This window comes from Photorhabdus namnaonensis, assembly GCF_001684335.1.
In the GTDB taxonomy this organism is placed as follows: Bacteria; Pseudomonadota; Gammaproteobacteria; order Enterobacterales; family Enterobacteriaceae; genus Photorhabdus; species Photorhabdus namnaonensis.
Window position 1 is genome coordinate 231,718 of record NZ_LOIC01000061.1, and the last position, 20,437, is coordinate 252,154.

The 20,437-nt window shown below is 44.6% G+C and carries 7 protein-coding genes; all 7 read left to right on the forward strand.

Annotated elements, in window-relative coordinates:
• The first annotated feature begins 70 nt into the window (after nucleotides 1–70).
• Nucleotides 71–1,282: a citrate/2-methylcitrate synthase gene (locus tag Phpb_RS10960; protein WP_065390364.1), complete on the forward strand. Its 1,212-nt coding sequence runs from the start codon at nucleotides 71–73 to the stop codon at nucleotides 1,280–1,282.
• On the forward strand, nucleotides 1,279–2,652 hold the full coding sequence (locus Phpb_RS10965) for a Gfo/Idh/MocA family oxidoreductase (RefSeq protein ID WP_065390365.1): 1,374 nt from the start codon (nucleotides 1,279–1,281) through the stop codon (nucleotides 2,650–2,652). Before Phpb_RS10960 ends, Phpb_RS10965 begins: the two co-directional genes overlap by 4 nt.
• A gap of 15 nt (nucleotides 2,653–2,667) precedes the next feature.
• On the forward strand, nucleotides 2,668–3,834 hold the full coding sequence (locus tag Phpb_RS10970; protein ID WP_065390366.1) for an MFS transporter: 1,167 nt from the start codon (nucleotides 2,668–2,670) through the stop codon (nucleotides 3,832–3,834).
• On the forward strand, nucleotides 3,827–5,437 hold the full coding sequence (locus tag Phpb_RS10975) for an AMP-binding protein (RefSeq protein ID WP_065390367.1): 1,611 nt from the start codon (nucleotides 3,827–3,829) through the stop codon (nucleotides 5,435–5,437). The genes Phpb_RS10970 and Phpb_RS10975 overlap by 8 nt, the downstream gene beginning before the upstream one ends.
• 288 nt (nucleotides 5,438–5,725) lie before the next feature.
• Entirely contained in the window at nucleotides 5,726–7,057 is a 1,332-nt protein-coding gene (locus tag Phpb_RS10985) for an MFS transporter (RefSeq protein WP_065390369.1), read from the forward strand.
• Between the two features lie 892 nt (nucleotides 7,058–7,949).
• A complete protein-coding gene (locus Phpb_RS10990) occupies nucleotides 7,950–17,876 on the forward strand; it encodes a non-ribosomal peptide synthetase (RefSeq protein WP_065390370.1) in 9,927 nt (3,308 codons plus the stop codon).
• A 2,251-nt stretch (nucleotides 17,877–20,127) separates the two neighbouring features.
• The coding region (locus tag Phpb_RS10995) for a DUF1795 domain-containing protein (RefSeq protein ID WP_065390377.1) at nucleotides 20,128–20,437 on the forward strand (310 nt) is incomplete at its 3' end.

Sequence of the window (20,437 nt, forward strand, 5' to 3'; positions counted from 1 at the left end):
TAATTATTGTAATCCTATTTATACCAATGTGTCAGTTTAATGCACATAATATTATTAAGAGGAATAAAGTATGACGTCCAAAATCTTACAAAAATCAATTAATGAATTTTTTGAAGTAAAACAATTATCAGACCAAACTATTCTCAAGCCAAATCGAAAAGTAAAGATGAAGATCCTCGATGAGGGTTTAATGCAAACAGCCATCTGTAGAAGTAATGTAGGACGAATCGATGAAAAAGAGTTGAAGCTTGAGTACCGGGGCCATAATGTCAGAGAACTGGCAAATAACTATTCTTTTAGTGATGTTGTGTATCTTCTGATTACAGGAAAACTAAATTCAGAAGGAAGTGAAGAGTTTTTGGATATGCTCCATAACAATTACCTGTCAGCACTCAAGCATATTGAAAAATTGTCACCAGTAATATTCGATACTACTCCCACTGATTTCCTTGCAATTGCAGTTCTATCTTCGCAGAATAAATGGCTTTCTGACCATTCTATAAAAACAAAGGACGAACGTTTGATAATTACTGCATCTATTTTGGCAACAATAGCTGCCGCAATTGCTATATATGTTCAGAAATATGCTACATCCGAACCTGTATTTAGAACTTTTTTCGATACTAAACATCGATTCTTTGCAAGCTTTTTAGCAACATGTTTTGGCCAACAGTGTGACGATGTAGCAGAAGAAATGTTAAACAAGTTTTTAATTCTTCATGCAGAACATGGACTGAATTGCTCAACTGCAACCGTTAGAGCTGTAGCAAGTTCCGGTGCAGATCCATTTAATGCTGTAACTGCGGGTATTTGCGCATTCAGTGGCCCTCTTCATGGCGGAGCGAGTGAGGAAGTTGGTTTAATGATCGATGATATACATGACAATTCTAAAAATATTAGTACTTTTATTGATGAACTAATAGAAAGAAAGCAACGTCTTATGGGATTTGGTCATCGAATTTATAAACAACCAGACCCTCGAGCTTCTTACATGAGCGATATTCTTGTCAAACAGAAGGCAAAATTCGATGTTATTTCTTCCTATGTAAATATTTCGCAGGAACTTGCATCAGAAGTATCGAAAAGGCCGTATTTTTCGCAACGGGGATTATATCCAAATCCGGATTTATTTAATGGGGTGCTACTTCGTAGGGCTGGTTTCAAGTCGCACATGAATACTGCTCTCCTTTGCTTTAGCCGTACTGCTGGTTGGTTGGCCCATTACTATGACAGTATTGACAGTAAAGCGCCAATTCTGCGACCACAGGAGCTATATTTATGAAAACAAAGCATAAACCAGTACGGAAACTAATCGTATTTGGATGTGGTCCTCATTTTTTAAATAGATATTTAGATGTTATATTGGAGTACCGCGATACCATTGAGGTTATGCTTATAGTTGACTTGAAATGCCGAGAAATGAAAATTCGTTGTGCATTAAATGAGAAAGGATTAAAACCCAGAGCATACTTGTTTCTTGATGAACAATACAGAAATTATCCGGATTCAGATGAAATCTCTAGGTTACTTTCTGCAATTCCAGAAGCTCATCAAGCTGATGCTGTTATAGTGAGTACTGAACCAAAAGCTCATAAAGTATATGCTCTATGGGCAGCCGAAAATGGATTGAATGTTTTCATGGATAAACCAATAACAGCCCCTTATTCATCAAACGCAGAAAATTTAATGATAGATTTCGCAGAACTATTGACTGCTTCGAAAAAAACCGACAGTAGATTTGTAGTCAGTTGTGAACGTCGAATGCAATTTGGATATAGATATGTGGAAAAGTTTCTAACTGAATTCATGGGCTTATTCCAAGTACCTATCACATCAATGCATGTTCATTTTGGTGGTGGATGGCGGGTTATTCCATCGGAAATGCTCAATTTGGAAAACCATCCACTTAAATACGGTTATGGAGTATTATTTTATTCTGGGTATCATTATTTAGATCTGGTCGCTCGCTTTGCATTCTACAATAAAAAAATACAGGATATAGACCTCCTGAAACCACATGTCAAAACAATGGTAGTACGCCCAAATGCGTTGGCGGAAGCTCTACCATTTACGACTTATTCACATATCCTTAAGAAAGAGGATAAAAGCCAAGATCAAATTGCACATCAATTATCGGACTATGGTGAATTAGACTTCTCAGTAATAGGGAATTATGCCAAAGGTATTCAACATCGAATGTTCTTTAGCATGGATCTGATAGAAACAACCTTAACTGGCAGGATAATGCCGAATAGTATTCCAAGCGATGGACGAATACGACAGGAAATCGTAAATATTCATCTAGGGCACTTCTGCTCAATTAGCATCGTATCGAATTCTTTCCGGAAACTGACGGAAGGTAACACGATACCGGAAGATTTCAACATAACTATTGCTACCCATCCAATGTTTACCCGGAGGGGGGAACAAACTGTGTTACGAATCAACCGCAAAGATCTATCGCAGTTAAATCCAAGCCTCCCTCTATGCGCGGGCTTGAATGTCCACGCAAGAAAAGAGCAGCTTCGCGATTTTTTAAATGGTGGAGATGCGAACTCAGAGTTATTAACTCACGAAAATTCGGTTGCATTGCTTGCTGCGGTTTATGAACAGGTTTCTAAGACAAACACAGCTCCTCAATCGCTCAAGTAGAGTAGAGGCCGAATTATGAATGGAAAATTAGATCTGCTACCTTTTACTACATTTGTTCGAGGTTTCCTTTTTTGGGCCGCAGCTACTGCGGCCGTGGGTTATATACCTTTGCTTGTAGAAACGACGGGTTTTTCCACAACACAAGCAGCCGTCTTCCTATCGGGAACTGCTATTGGAAGAATGGTATTCCAGCCTATCATGGGGCAATTTATCTCGCCTAAAAACTGTTTACAGGTATATATCGGTGCATTAATTGGACTTATGTTTTGTAGCCTCTGTCTATTCCTTTTTAGCAACCCTGTTAGTTTACTATTGTGTTCCAGGCTGCTGGAAGGGGCTTTTTTTTCAGGATTCATTATCTCTTGGCGAACACAGCTTAATAGATTTTCCCAATCTCCGAATTTTGAGTCGGTGAATGATAGCTATGTTATTTCCCAAAATGCCGGGCGTTTAGCAGGTCCAATGGCAGGTGGGATTATCGTTGCGAAATTTGACCTTTATAGTGTTTTCTTATTCTCAGCAATTCTGTATTCCTTGTGTCTGATAATATTGCCCCAAAAAACTGCAATTACATCTACTGACAATCATAGTCGTGAACATATTCGGATAACGTACGCTCAGCTCTTTAGTCGTAATTGGAGACTACTTCTAGTTCACCATCTGGAATTTGTGTGTCTTGGTTTATGGTTAGCCTCATGGCCTATCTTTGCTGTATACGCTAGTGGATTCAATCCAACTGAGGTTGGTTATTCGTTTGCTGTTGCGGCTGCGGGAGGTTTTTTGGTTTTACCACTGCGTAAGTTGTTACGGAAAACAGCTTTAAAGGCACGATTCGTCATCTCTCTTATGCTTTTGTTTTTACAACCGAGCGGCGCTCTTTTGGTATCAGCTCATTTAGGTCTTTGGATAATGTTACTATTGGGTGGTCTTGGTAGTACCCTTTATTTCACTGCCTTTCATCAGTTTATATCGAAGACTTATCCTGTTGAACACATACCTGCAATTTATGGATTCTTAGGCACAAGTACATTTTTAGCTCAAGCCGTCGGCCAAGCTGTAACACCATATGCTCAACAATTTGGTGGAGTCGATGCACCAATTATTATCGACGCTATATTGCTTCTTATCATGATATCAATCGCTTTTAGAATATATAAAAAAGGGAGTGAGAAATATGACTGATTCTAATTTCTTCTTAAATGAATATGATGGTGTCGCACTTTCACCTATTTCATTTCTAAGACGAGCAGTACTGAGTAACGGAGATGATATTGCGGTAATAGATGGAGAATATCGTTGGACTTGGAGCCAATATGCATCTCGGTGCGAAAGGCTTGGAATAGCACTGAAAAAAATTGGCGTTTGTAAAGAAACAGTTGTGTCCGCGCTTCTACCCAATATACACGAACTTCTTGAATTACATTTTGCAGTTCCAATGGCAGGCGGTATCTTGAATGCGCTCAGTACCCGAACAGACTCAAATACTTTAAATTTTATATTTAAGAAACTGAATCCTAAGGTATTGTTCATTGATAGAACCTTAATTTCACTGTTGGATGATGTTTCCCTAGACAAACAAGTAAAGATCATCGTTGTTGATGTGGATGGTGTAGTCATTTCAGAATCAATTTCTGACCGAGAATTTATTCAATATGAATCGCTGATAACTACGCATAAATCGGGAGAGTTGTCTTTTTCTCTACGAGATGAACAAGAGGCGATCAGCATCAATGTAACTTCAGGAACAAGTGGACAACCTAAACTTATTGTCTATTCTCACCGTGGCGTATTTCTTAATGCCATTTCTAATGTTCTGGATTGGGATATACCAAAACGACCGACATTCTTATGGACGTTACCAATGTTTCACTGTAATGGGTGGTGTTTTCCGTGGGCTATCACTGCTCGGGGAGGTACACACATCTGTATGCGCAAGTTTGACGCAGAAGAAGCGGTATTGTTAATGCAGAAACATAAGGTAACACACTATTGTGGAGCGCCTATTGTTCATTGCGCATTAGGTACTATTGCGCGGAAACAAGGGCTGCATTTTAAGGAGAAAATTCATGGATTAGTCGCAGGCGCGCCGCCTACAGAGATGATGTTTTCTCTATTAGACTCCATTGGAATAACAGTAACACAAGTATATGGTATGACTGAGACATATGGGCCTGTCGTTGTATGTGAAGAAAAGAGCGATTGGGAGGAGCTCCCTAAATCCGCAAGAATATCCAAGAGGATGCGTCAAGGCATTGTCTCAAATTTACAAGGTCAAGTTTGTGTTCTTGAGGAAAATACGGGACTACAGGTGCCTTTTGATGGCAAGACTGTTGGTGAACTCGTAATTCGTGGAAATATGGTTGCATCTTATTATCCAGATCGACATGTGACTCTTGATACAGCAAGTCAATGGCTTTTTACCGGGGATTTGGCTGTCGTTGAAGATGACGGCTATGTCAGAATTATAGATAGGAAGAAAGATATTATTATTTCTGGCGGTGAAAATATTTCTAGTCTGGAATTGGAAAATATACTGTCAAACTATCCCGGTGTTTTAGCTGCCGCCGTTGTAGCAAAGCCAGATTCACATTGGGGTGAAGTACCGTATGCATTTATAGAACTCGAAGAAACTTCATCAGTTACAGAGTATGAACTGAATAATTATGTTTGTACGGTAATAGCGCGGTATAAGCGCCCTAAAGGATATACTTTTTTAACTTTACCCAGAAACGCAAGTGGAAAAATTGTAAAAGAGCAGTTAAGACAATTGATTAGAAATTCATGAATTCTCAAAAGTGGTATAGGTTATTAGATGTTTTCGTCATTATTAATGTGAATTCAGAGGAAAGAAGTTTTAAATTAGAGATGTGGCTGTCAGTCAATGGAAATGTTTCAGGGAAATGTTATAAATTGAAAATAATAACGTTAATTATATTTTTCATGGTGATAATATGGATGTTAATAGAATTAACGCAGGAAATATTGACAATAAATTTTCTTCACCTCTATTATTAAACAGATAATTTATCTTTATAATTAAGAATAATGAGTTTTTTAACATTGGTGATTTAAGATGGATAGCGCTAAAACAGTCAGTATTCAACATGTTATTAATAATCAAAGATTCTCTAAAGTTCAATGGCAAGTATTAATTCTCTGTTTCTTAATTGTTGTTATTGATGGTTTTGATACGGTATTAATGGGGTATATTGCGCCAGCCGTGGTTAATGATTTTAAAGTAGACGGCGCTGTTCTTGGGCCAGCTATGAGCGCCGCTCTTGTTGGGTTATCGTTGGGGTCGATTTTTGCCGGTCCACTTGCAGATCGGTTTGGTCGAAGGTCAGTGTTGACAATATCCGTCACTGTTTTTGGTCTATTGAGTCTCGCTACCGCTGTTGCAGATTCAATACAGACATTAACTATTTTGCGTTTTTTGACTGGGCTAGGTCTTGGTGCGGCAATGTCAAATGCAATAACTTTAATATCTGAATATGCACCAGAGAATCGGCGATCTTTGTTAATAAATATTGTTTTTTGTGGTTTTCCTCTCGGTGCCGCGGTAGGTGGAGTCATTTCCGCATGGATTATTCCACATTTTGGCTGGCAGGGCGTTTTGATTTTAGGGGGTATTCTGCCGTTATTTCTATCGCTATTTCTCTTTTTTCTATTACCTGAATCACTTAGATATTTGGCTTTGAAAGGTGGTTCAGAGGATAATAATAATATAAGACGAATTTTGTCTAAAATGACCGGCGATACTTTAAATGATATAAACAAATTTACTTTTGATGGAGAAGAAGTTATATATAAATCGTCAATTAAAACGGTTTTATCTAATCGATTCTTAGTTGGGACGACAATGTTATGGATAACCTATTGCATGGGAGCATTGGTTTTTTATGTTCTGACAAGTTGGATGCCGTTTTTAATGAACGATGTTGGTTTCAGTATTAGCATGGCGGCGACACTGACAGGGTTATTTCCTTTGGGAGGCGTAATTAGTACGGTCTTTTCCGGTTGGTTAATGGATCGAATTAATCCTCATAAAGTGGTTGCAACTAATTATGCCCTGGCTGGTATTTTGGTCTTTTTTATTGGTCAGGAAGAAAATGTATTATTATTGAGTATTCTTATATTTCTTGCCGGGATAACGATGAATGGCGCTCAGGCGTCGATGGGTGCAATCTCTGCACAGTTTTATCCTACTCATTGTAGGGCGACGGGTGTTGCCTGGATGTTAGGGTTTGGAAGATTCGGTGGGATTTTCGGTATCTTATTTGGTGCAGAACTGATCAAGCTTGAATTAAGTCATGGCACTATTTTTGCCATTTTATCCATTCCAGCTATTATAGCTGCTTTATCATTAACATTTAAGGATGTGAGTTATAGAAGATATAAAATTTAAATTAATGTTGTTATTGGTCTTTATGATTCTAATAAATAATTTGATATGGTTATTTAGCCATAAGTATATTTAGTGAAAAAGTTATTTTTTCATATTTAAAATTTGAATGAGATATAAGATGTCTTAAAATTAAATTATTTAAATGTGAGGATGTTTAATTTGTGCGATAGTAAATATTATTGATTAGTATATAGATTGCGTTGTGTATTATTATAAAGCAATGAAAAATTAAGTTGTTTTAATTTGAAATTATTTCTTGGTTGTTGTTGATATAATAACATTTGTATTTTTTTATGGTCTGATTATTACGGGGTATATATAGTCAAGTTAAATATAATTTGTGTTTGTCCATTTGTAGTATATTCATTAGTGGTATTGTCTTATTGCTGAAAAATAATTTTTTATGAATTATTTTTAGCTTGACGTTATATTTTGATATGATTGAATATGCAGGATTATTCTATGCCTATTGAATAACCGTATTTGGAATTAGTATATACTTTTATTATTGGAATAGAGATTGTTTTATAGGTGATTGTCAAAGTAATATTTTGATAATTAAATGTAAATTGGTCTATTTTGTCTTTAAAAACACTTGGTTTGTTTGTGAAATGGTTTTAATTTGGCATTAATGGAAAGTGGATAAAATATAAAGGTTATTGGGTGGTTATGGATAATAAATATAGTTAATGATTAAGTTTTTAATTATGTAATATCAGCGTCCGTCAACGAAAATTACAGTCAATTAATCGATCTGTAACATCCGGTATCTGAGTTTCTTGGATGGATAGCCGATGTGTTTATTTTTGGGCAAGAAGTAGGAGAGAAACATTAGTGATGACTGTCGGGAATGACGGTTTTCAAATTTCTAACAGATTCATTGAGGTAGTAGATGAAAAATAACATTGCTAAAGTGGGAAGTGCGTTTAAAACTCAGACGTCAGAAAATATGACCGACGCAAATGACGTTTCGCAACAGATTCAAAATACAAAGAATATCCTTCAGAGACTTACACCTAGTGAATTATTTTGGTATGAGCGTCTTACTGCTTTGCAACCCCTCCAGTTACCTTTCGAAACCGCCGGAGAACAAACAGAACCCAGATGGACAATGAGCGCCTGGCAGTCCCCTCTACCAAAAAATGGGGAAGAGGAGCCATTGCGAATGTTGTTGCAGACTTTTGTCATTTACCTTGCACGCTTGACTCAACAGACCTCATTCCAAATCGGTTGGCGTGTGGATGTAGATGAGGTAAAAGATGAATCAGCAAATCTGGCGACGGTGGTGCCTATGGCCGTTGAGGTAGCGCTTGATAAGCCTTGGCGTGAGGTAACTGGCTGGGTTGATGACGAGCTATCCCGGTTGGCGCGGCACGGTACATTTAGTTGTGATCTCTTCTCTTGTTCTCCTTCATTGCATGCTATCCCGGCGTTGGCAACCAGTCGGCCGTGGCGAGTCGCCGTCTCGTTGATAAAGGATGATAGGCCACGTGATCAAAAGGTATCCGGCGAATTGCTAACCTTCCAGATAAATGAACAGGGCGGTTTTCGCTGGATCTATGATGAAAACCGCCTGAGCACGGAAGTTGTTTTACGGATGAGTGAGCACTTACAGGTGTTGGCTGCATCGAACAGGATGGGGGATGAAATTCCCGTCAGGCAGCTTCATTTATTGCCTGAGGCTGAACGTACATTATTACTGGAAACTTGGAACGCCACTGAAACCCCTTATCCTGACCCGTTATGTATTCATCAGGTATTTGAGCGACAGGTAGAACAAACTCCGGAGGCCACGGCGTTAGAGTACCAAGGGCAGAGCCTCAGTTATGCTGAATTAAATGCTTGCGCTAACCGCCTTGCTCATCAACTGATTGAATTAGGCGTCATACCGGACCAGCGAGTAGCGATCTGTATGGCCCGCTCCCCGGCGATGGTGGTGGCGCTGTTGGCGGTGCTGAAAGCCGGCGGGGCCTATGTGCCGCTGGATTCAACCTATCCGGCGGAACGTCTGGCGTATATCCTGAGTGATACCGCTCCGCCGGTGGTATTGGTTGACGCGGCTGGGCGGGCGGCGTTGGGGGACGCCGCACTGGCCGGGTTGACCGTGCTTGACCCGAATATCCAGCCTGACCAACCGGATAGCAATCCATTGGTGACCGCGTTGACGCCACGGAGTCTGGCCTATGTGATTTACACCTCCGGTTCAACCGGGCAGCCGAAAGGGGTGATGATAGAACATCAGGCGATTTATCAACGTTTTCTGGGCTTTAATGACACCTATGCCGTCACTGTGCAAGATCGGGTGCTGCAATTTGCCGCGTTTGCGTTTGATGTTTCAGTGGAGGAATTTTTCTCGACATTATGCAACGGGGCCACACTGGTTATCCGGGATGATAGCTGGTTGGCTTCGGTGCAGGAATTTATTGCTTTAACTCGGCGACATCATATTACGATCGTTTCTTTGCCGACCCTATTCTGGTCTGAATTGGCGGCCAGAGACAAGGGATTACCGTTGCCGGATTGTCTCCGGCTCATCATGATTGGTGGCGAGGCGGTGAAAAAGAACGCCATTCAGGACTGGTTTATGCAGGAAGGCTACCGGCCCCGGTTGTTGAACGGTTATGGCCCGACGGAAAATACCGTGACGGTAACTTATAAGGAGATATTATCCCCGGATGATGCCTATTCTATCGGTCGCCCGGTTAAAAATTCCCGCATCTACCTGTTGGACAAAGAGAGACAACCGGTTCCATTGGGTGGCATTGGAGAAATGTATATTGGCGGTGTGGGTGTGGCTCGGGGTTATCTGAACCGACCTACATTGAGCGCGGAACGTTTTTTACCTGATCCCTTTAGTCCGGCATCAAACGCGCGGATGTATCGCTCCGGGGATTTGGCTCGCTTTCTGCCGGACGGTGATCTGGAATTCCTAGGCCGTAACGATGAACAGGTTAAAATCCGCGGCTTCCGGGTTGAGTTGGGGGAAATTGAAACCCGTTTGGTGGAACACCCGGCGGTACAAGAGGCGGCGGTGCTGGCATGGGATGATGGGCGGCACAAACGGCTGGTCGCTTATATAGCGGCGGAAGCACACGAGAAATTGGCTGCTGATTTACGTGAATACTTGAGTACGATTTTACCTGACTATATGGTTCCGGTAGCTTTTGTTCGTCTGGATACCTTCCCGCAGACGCCGAGCGGCAAACTGGATCGTCGGTCATTACCGGCGCCAAGAGAGGAGGATTTTGCCCGTCAGATTTATCAGGCGCCGCAAGGGGAGGCTGAGATCACTTTGGCAGCTATCTGGCGTGAATTATTAGGCATTGAACAGATAAGTCGGCATGACAGTTTCTTTGCGTTAGGCGGCCATTCACTGCTTGCTGTACGCATGATTGAACGTCTGCGTCACTTGGGATTGACGCTAACGGCGCGTGATCTGTTCCAGTCACCGGTGCTGTCAGCGCTGGCCCAAGCGTTGGGACAGCATCAGGCCGTGATAATACCGCCTAACGTCATCACTCCCACTACCACGGCGCTGACGCCGGAGATGTTGCCATTGATTGATCTGACCCAAAATGAGATTGATCACATCGTTGAACTGGCGCCGGGCGGGATGACCAATATTCAGGATATCTATGCATTGTCGTCGTTGCAGGATGGTATTCTGTTCCACCATCTGTTGGAACAGGAAGGCGACCCGTATCTGTTGCTCTATCCTGTGGTCTTTGCTAACCGATCTCTGCTGGACCGTTATCTGGCGGCGGTGCAACTGGCGATTGATCGTCATGACACCCTGCGGACGGCTTTTATTTGGCAAGGATTGTCAGCCCCGGCACAAGTGGTCTTGCGCCGAGCACAGTTGCCCGTGACGGAGCTGACGCTAGACCCGGCTGACGGCCCGGTGATTGACCAGTTAACCCAGCGTTTTGATCCGAGTCAGTATCGTCTTGATCTGGGGCAGGCTCCGTTATTGCATTTTGTTATCGCTCAGGAAACGGATGGTCGTTGGTTCTTACTGGAAGTGCAGCATCACTTAATTGGCGACCATGAAACGATGGAAGTGATGCACCGTGAAGTGCGGGCCTATTTTGCCGGGCAGGAAGAGCGCCTGCCTACGCCAGCGCCTTTCCGCAATCTGGTGGCTCAGTCCCGGTTGGGGGTGAGTCAGGCAGAGCATACCCGTTTCTTTACCGATATGTTGGCGGAGGTGGATGAGCCAACGTTGCCATTCGGACTGGCGGAGGTGCATCGTGATGGATCTCGCATGACGGAATCCTATCGGATGCTAACCACTTCATTAAATGATCGCCTGCGCAGTCAAGCCCGGCGTTTGGGCATCAGTCTGGCGGCGTTGTGTCATCTGGCCTGGGCGCAAGTGTTATCGCGTATCAGCGGGCAAGAGAAAGTGGTGTTTGGCACCGTCCTGTTTGGGCGTATGGCGGCGGGAGAAGGGGCAGACAATGGAATGGGGCTGTTTATGAATACCTTGCCGTTGCGGTTGGACATCGATGATACCCCGGTACAGGAGAGTGTGCGGGCGGTTCATTTACGATTGGCTGAATTACTGGAGCATGAGCATGCTTCACTGGCGCTGGCTCAGCGGTGCAGTGGAATACAAGGTGATAGCCCACTCTTTAGTGCCCTGTTCAACTATCGCCATAATGAGCCACTGCCGGCGCTGGATGAGACAATGGCCGGGATTGAATTCTTGGGGGAACAGGAACGGACCAACTATCCATTTGGCCTATCGGTAGAGGATGGTGGTTCTACGTTAGGGTTGACCGCTCAGGTGGTACAACCGTTTGAGTCAGAGAGACTATGCGGTTATATGCAGCAGGCGTTGGAAAGTCTGGTGGAAGCCCTTGAACAGGCCCCGGAGACGCCGATACGTGTGCTAAATGTCCTGCCCGAAACGGAACGGATGCTGTTACTGGAAACCTTGAATGCTACTGAAACCCCCTATCCTGACCCGCTATGTATTCATCAACAGTTTGAACAACAGGTAGAAAAAACCCCGGAAGCGACTGCGTTAGTCTATGAAGAGCAGACTCTCAGTTATGCCGAATTAAATGCTCTCGCCAACCGTCTTGCCCACCAACTGATTGCATTGGGCCTGATACCAGATCAGCGGGTGGTGATTTGCATGGCGCGTTCACCGACGGTAGTGGTGGCTTTGTTGGCGGTGCTGAAAGCGGGCGGGGCTTATGTACCGCTTGACCCGACTTATCCGGGAGAACGTCTGGCGTATATCTTGAATGATACGGCCCCGTCAGTGGTATTAGTTGATGAAGCTGGTCGTGCGGCGCTTGGCGAACAGGCACTGGCCGGGCTGACGGTATTTGACCCGAATATTCTGCCGGACCAGCCGGACAATAATCCACAGGTTGCCGAATTGACGCCGCAACATCTGGCTTATGTCATCTATACCTCCGGTTCAACCGGGCAGCCGAAAGGGGTGCTGATAGAACATCAGGCGCTGTATCAACGTCATCTGGGATTTAATGACACTTATGCCGTCACTGCGCAAGACCGGTTATTACAATTTGCCTCTTTTGCGTTTGATGTTTCAGTAGAGGAATGCTGCTTGTCATTGTGTAATGGCGCCACGTTAGTGATGCGTGATGAGCGTTGGCTAACTTCTATGCAGGAATTTATTACCTTAGCCCGGCAAAACCGTATCACGGTGATGTCTCTGCCGGCGTTATTTTGGTCCGAACTGGTTGCCAGAGATAATGGGTTATCGTTACCGGATTGCCTCAGACTCATCATCATTGGGGGTGAGGCGGTGAAAAAAAGCGCCGTTCAGGATTGGTTTACGCAGGAAATCCACCGACCTCGACTGTTGAACGCCTATGGCCCGACGGAAAATACCGTGACGGCGACCTGTAAGGAGATATTATTCCCGACAGATGATCGTTCTATCGGTCGGCCGGTTAAAAATACCCGTATTTACCTGCTGGACAAATACGGTCAGCCCGTCCCATTAGGCTGCGTTGGCGAAATGTATATTGGCGGCGTGGGTGTAGCACGGAGTTATCTTAACCAGCCGGAATTGAGTGCGGAACGTTTTATAGCCGATCCCTTTAGTCCGGTATCCGGTGCGCGAATGTATCGTACCGGCGATTTAGCCCGCTACCTGCCGGATGGAGAGCTGGAATTCCTGGGTCGTAACGACGAGCAGGTAAAAATTCGGGGCTTCCGGATCGAACTAGGGGAGATTGAAGCCAGGTTGATAGAACACCCGGCGGTACGAGAGGCGGCGGTGCTGGCATTGGACGACGGGCAACACAAACGGCTGGTCGCCTATGTGGCAGCGGAAGCGCATGAGAGATTAGCTGCTGATTTGCGTGAATACTTGAGTGCCATTTTACCTGATTATATGGTTCCGGTGGCCTTTGTACGTATGGATGCTTTCCCGCAGACGCCGAACGGCAAGCTAGATCGCCGGGCATTACCGGCGCCGCGGGAAGAGGATTTTGCCCGTCAGGTCTATGAAGCGCCGCAAGGGGAAGCTGAGATCGCCCTGGCTGCTATCTGGAGTGAGTTATTGGGTATTGAGCAGATTAGCCGACATGACAGCTTCTTTGTGTTGGGCGGCCATTCATTGCTCGCTGTACGCATGATTGAACGCTTGCGTCACTTGGGGTTGACACTGACGGCACGGGCTCTGTTCCAATTTCCGGTGTTGTCAGATTTGGCCCAAACATTGGGACAACATCAGGCTGTCGTGGTGCCGCCTAACGTCATCACCCCGGCCACTACGACGCTGACGCCGGCGATGTTGCCGCTGATTGATCTCACTCAGACTGATATTGATCGCATCGTCGGGCAGGTGCCGGGTGGAGTGGCTAATATTCAGGATATCTATGCCTTGTCGCCGTTGCAGGACGGTATCCTGTTCCATCACCTGTTGGAACAGAAAGGTGACCCGTATCTGTTGCTCTATCCGGTGATCTTTGAGAATCGCTCGTTATTGGACCATTATCTGGCGGCGGTACAACAGGCGATTGATCGCCATGACATCCTGCGTACCGCTTTTATCTGGCAAGGGTTGTCAGTGCCGGCGCAGGTGGTTTGGCGTCAGGCTCGGTTGCCTGTGACGGAGCTGACGCTGGACCCGGCTGACGGCCCAGTCATTGACCAGTTAACCCGGCGTTTTGATCCGGGGCACTATCGCCTTAATTTGAGTCAGGCGCCGTTACTGAGTTTTATCATCGCTCAAGAAACCGATGGCCGCTGGTTCTTACTAGAATTGCAGCATCACTTGATTGGCGACCATGAAACGTTGGAAGTGATGCACCGTGAAGTGCGGGCCTATTTTACCGGGCAAGTGGATAGCCTGCCGGCGCCGGTTCCTTTCCGCAATCTGGTGGCTCAGACCCGGTTGAAGGGGGATCAGGCAGCGCATACCCGTTTCTTTACCGACATGTTGGCGGAGGTGGATGAGCCAACATTCCCATTCGGACTGGCGGAAGTGCATCGTGACGGATCTGAAATGAGGGAATTTAACCGGATGTTGGCGCCTGAGCTGAATGATCGTCTGCGCGGCTTGGCCCGGCGTTTTGGCGTCAGTTTGGCGGCGTTGTGTCATCTGGCATGGGCGCAGGTACTGTCACATACCAGTGGTCAAGAGAAAGTGGTGTTTGGCACCGTCCTGTTTGGGCGCATGGAAGCGGGAGAGGGGGCAGACAATGGCATGGGGCTGTTTATGAATACCCTGCCGTTGCGATTGGATATCGATGATACCCCGATACAGGACAGCGTGCGTGCGGTACATTTGCGCCTGGCCGGGTTGCTGGAGCATGAGCATGCTTCACTGGCGCTGGCCCAACGGTGCAGTGGTATTGCCAGCGGTACGCCACTCTTTAGCGCTCTGTTCAACTATCGACATAACGCCTTATCGGCAATGTCGGACGACATCATCAGTGGTGTTGAATTTCTGGACGGACAGGAGCGGACTAACTACCCATTTGGGCTATCGGTGGAAGATGGTGGTTCCACGTTGGGGCTAACCGCTCTGGTGGTGCAGCCGTTTGCGCCAGAGAGACTATGCGATTATATGCAGCAGGCGCTGGAAAGTCTGGTGGAAGCCCTTGAACAGGCTCCGGAGACACCGGTACGGGCGCTGAACATCCTGCCTGAAACGGAACGTGCATTATTATTGGAAACCTGGAATACCACGGAAAACCCGTATCCTGACCCATTATGTGTTCACCAACTGTTTGAGCGACAGGTAGAGAAAACCCCGGAGGCGACTGCGTTAGTCTATGAAGAGCAAAGTTTCAGCTATGCCGAATTAAATGCTCGCGCCAACCGCCTTGCCCATCAACTGATTACATTAGGCGTCGTACCGGATCAAAGAGTAGCGATTTGCATGGCACGTTCACCGGCGATAGTGGTGGCATTGTTGGCGGTGCTAAAAGCTGGCGGGGCTTATGTGCCGCTGGACCCGACTTATCCGGGAGAACGTCTGGCGTATATTTTGGATGATACGGCCCCGTCCGTGGTACTGGTTGATGAAGCTGGCCGGACGGCGCTTGGCGAACAGGCACTAGCCGGGTTGACGGTACTTGATGTGAATACCCTGCCAGATCAGCCGGACATTAACCCACAGGTGACCGGGTTGACGCCACAACATCTGGCTTATGTTATCTATACTTCCGGCTCAACCGGGCAGCCGAAAGGGGTGATGATAGAACATCAGGCGGTGTATCAACGTCATCTGGGTTTTAACGAGACTTATGCGGTCACTGCGCAAGACCGGCTGTTACAATTTGCCTCTTTTGCGTTTGACGTTTCAGTAGAAGAGTGCTGCTTGTCACTATGTAATGGCGCTACATTGGTCATGCGCGATGAGCGTTGGCTGACTTCGATGCAGGAATTTATTGCCTTGGCTTGGCAGAACCGTATCACAGTAATGTCGCTGCCGGCGCTATTTTGGTCTGAACTGATTGCCAGAGATAACCCATTACCGCTACCGGATTGCCTCAGATTCATCATTATTGGTGGTGAAGCGGTTAAAAAGAGCGCTATTCAAGACTGGTTTGCGCGGGAAACCCACCGTCCTCGGCTGTTGAACGCCTATGGTCCGACGGAAAATACCGTGACGGCGACCTGTAAGGAGATATTATCCCTGGCTGATGATAGTTCTATCGGTCGACCGCTTAAAAATACCTGCGTCTACCTACTGAACAGATATGGTCAACCCGTCCCATTAGGTTGCGTTGGTGAAATGTATATTGGCGGCGTCGGTGTAGCACGGGGTTATCTTAACCAGCCGGAATTGAGTGCGGAACGTTTTATAGCCGATCCCTTTAGTCCGGTATCCGGTGCGCGGATGTATCGCACAGGGGATTTGGCCCGTTACTTACCGGACGGTAATCTAGAATTTCTGGGCCGTAACGACGAGCAGGTAAAAATTCGGGGTTTCCGTATTGAGCTAGGGGAGATTGAAATCCGGTTGTTGGAACACCCGGCGGTGCAAGAGGCGGCGGTGTCGGTGTGGGAGGATGGTCGAGACAAACATTTGGTCGCCTATGTGGTAGCGGGAGCGGATGAAGATCTGACGGCCAGTTTGCGTGCTCACTTGAGTGCCATTTTGCCGGATTATATGGTGCCGTCAGCTTTTGTACGTCTGGATATCTTCCCGCAAACCCCGAACGGCAAGCTAGATCGCCGGGCATTACCGGCGCCGCGGGAGGAAGATTTTTCCCGTCAGGTCTATGAAGCGCCACAAGGGGAAACTGAGACAGCTCTGGCGGCTATTTGGTGTGAGTTATTGGGTATTGAGCGGGTCAGTCGACATGACAACTTCTTCGCATTAGGCGGCCATTCATTGCTTGCTATGCGAATGACCAATATTGTTGCTGGTCGAGGAATGGTTTGCACACTGAATACTTTGTTCCAATTCCCGGTGCTAGCTGAACTAGCCGCAAAAATCACCTCAGATTTACTGTTTCAGCCGCAAAATAGCGCCATATCGGTACGACTTGATGGGACAGGGTTGCCGCTGTTCTTTGTTCCCAGTGGTATGGGTGATTACTCCTATGCTTTCGGGTTGGCTCAGCATATTCCGTCGGACTACCCGATTTATGCACTGCCTTGGCCTTCCATCAGTGAGGAGCCGATGTCAACGATGGAAGAGCAGGCTGCCAGAATGATCACCTTGATGAAAGCTGTTCAACCGGTAGGCCCATATCGGATAAGTGGTTACTCTTCTGGTGGAATATTGGCTTATGCCATTGCCCAACAGCTTTTGAGTGCTGGCGAGCGAGTTAATTTCCTGGGGCTGATTGACACGCTTGCTCCTCATTGCTTTGGTGAGCAGGTAGCGCAACCAAAACATCAATTCTTTGCTGAATTGGTCAGGCAATTAGGGGAAGAACACGCTGAAGAGATTGCTGAGTTGCATCAGCGAATCGATGAGTTGAATTTGGTGCAATTTATTGCGGCGGCGCAGGAGCTTGCATTATATCCCGTCAATTTGAGTGCTGACTTGATGGCAAAGCGTTGGGAACAGATAGAGCATTATGATCAAATAGTCAAAGATTATGAGCCGCCAGCATTAGCGGTAACATTGCATCAGTTTTATGCGATGAAACCTTACCCGTCTATTTCTTTTATGACGGATGAAAAGTCAGAGCCTTTAAATATCGATCCATCGCTAGGTTGGGCGCGGATAATGGCTGATACCTCACTTAAACTGATTGCTACTCCGGGTGACCACTTTAGTTTATTGGAAGATGATGAGAATAAAATTGCTTTAGCTCAGGCTTTAAATATGGCGTTGGAAATCGGTTTTGCAAAGGAGGTAGTGTAATTACTGATATAGTCAGGAGTTTTAAATAATTTAATCTTGATATGATAATCCGGTATATGTTGTTTATACCGGGTTATTTTTTTACTTGTCTTTTTTCCCAAGGTGTATAAGCATTAACAAAGCTTTTCACTGAGAGCTTTATGATGGGCAGGTTTTAAACGGTTATTAAAAACCCTTGTTTTAACCTCCGATTTTAATCGGTATCAGGTTTTAACCGCTGTTTTTATCACCTTTACTACCTGACTTTTATTCAGTTTAATCATCATGGCATATCGTATTTTACATTTAGCAAACGTGAATCATACCCGCTTTTTATCTTTGCTGAGGTTGTTTACGCTCAATCCTGAGCGATTTCTATAGGTTATTTTTCGCCTAAATTAGGCCAGTCAATGGCTTGATGATATTAAAGATACCCCTTTATACTTTTTCGGATAATCAACTCGCTGTTTAGAAGTTAAATCCTGCCACATTAACCGTTTTACCCTCCTTTTTATTGTGTTATATTTAAACTTGCTGAGTAAAATAAAATGACAGTGAGAAAACACGTTAATATCAACATGCCGAATAACATTATTTTACCTGCTGATTTCTTTTCAACTCTCTGTGTAATGGTTAATGGACTTTTAATACCAGAAAATTACTATCCTTATAAAAAAGTATCTATTGAGTTAAACCCATATTTTCCTTTGATATAAATCTTTAATCTCTCTGGATATTCACCTTTAAATTATCATAGCAAGGAATAGACCTTTTTTACTCACGCTGTACCTTTTAAAAAGCGGGCATTAATGGGATACCTGCTTTTTTAATCCTCAGATGAATTAATTACCAATAAAAAAGCGCTTGTGATCGCTAACAACGGGAAATACAAGTAAAAAGAGAAAGTTAACCATGTTAAAAGAGATGGCATCGGTAAAACAACCATCATTCCTGGGGTTTTCCTATTTTTTAAAGTAAAAGCGGGTTTTCATTGCGTAGTTTTTATCAACCTAATGTTTTCTCGTTTCCTGGTACGTAGTTAACGTCCCCGTTTTCATTAAACTGATGTTGAGGTTTTCTCTTTTCCCTGTATTTCACTCTTCAACATTAAAACCCGAGCAGATAACCGAGAGGCTAATAATATTTAAGCTCAATGCCTGATTATTTCGTCATGTTTAATACGGCTAATCTAATCAATCTAAAAACTTATTTATTTTCTTTAATGATTATCTCTGCTTTTCATCAACGCCTTACAGCCCATGCAACACCACTTATTTAAGCACATTAGCTTAATTTGGTTAAATATTTTCACTCTTATTATTGGATTAACGCGGTCACTTGGTTAATCAATTCAAGACCGGTTTTTCCTGATGTTTTCATCAATATAGCAGCGAATTTTTTACCCGGTTTTAAAAAGTCTTAATCACCTATTTTTACCGTTAATGGTTAAATTTTCAGCTGTTTTTTCATAACACACTGACTACTTTTTCCCGAGGTTAAAACGACACGGACAAACCATAACCGGCTTTTTAACAACGGTTTTATCATATCCAGATAAAGCATATCTCATTTTACCTGAATCAGTGAAAACTTCTGACACGTCTTGCTTTCAAACACGATGAAAAACGACACCCCAAATGATTTAATCTCAACATGGCGAAGTCAATAAAAAACTCTAAAACGAAAGATTAAAGACAGTAAAAACAGCGTTAAAACCCCGCCGGTGGTAGCAAAATACGATAAAAAAAGAGTTTAATGCCCATGTCAGGTTGCTGCGCTTGGCTTTTTTAGGATTACTTGTGGGAAGCCTCAGGTTTTATCATTGCCTCCATTGAATAAAATTCGGATGTTGGGTGAGCGTAGTGGGTTAAAGGATTTGCGATTTATGTCACATTTATTAAGTTAATCAAATGGTCATCACCCAAACAGACGGGACAACCTGAATTTTTTATTATATGTTCCTGACTGGGTATTAAACACATAAAACGACTGATGAGCTATCTTCACGATATTCTCAAGCCGCAATGGAATATCCCCGACGTTGCCTGTTCAATACAGGTTATCAATAAGACTGTCAGCCACAGACTGCCAGCGCTTTCATCGTTCTGACATAACTTGCCCGAGGCGCTTTAACCTTTGGGGCAGCTTATGAGCTGCTCCCCTGACCTGATAATACGTTCAGTTAACCTTGTTATCTGATCGTTATTATCTGACCACGCCAGGTAAGTTCACTGGAACATGACAACCTGTTTCAATCAACAACGGAAAAAACATGGAAAACACCCCCTATCAAATGAATGAAGGCTCACTGACTATCCCGGGCAACTGGCGGGATGAATCCATGAATGTCTTTGTGCTGCCGGACGACAGCGGCGTTAATCTGGTGGTCAGCCGCACCCCGGTCCCCGCCGGCATGGATAACCACGCTTACTATGAACAGACCCTGGAACAGTTTTGCGCCCATCTGCCCGGGTACCAGGAGCATCAGCGCGGCGAAATCACCCTCAGCCAGCAACCCGCCCGCCGTCTGGATTACCAGTGGAAAAGCCCGGAAGGCGACATGTACCAGACCGTGATACTGC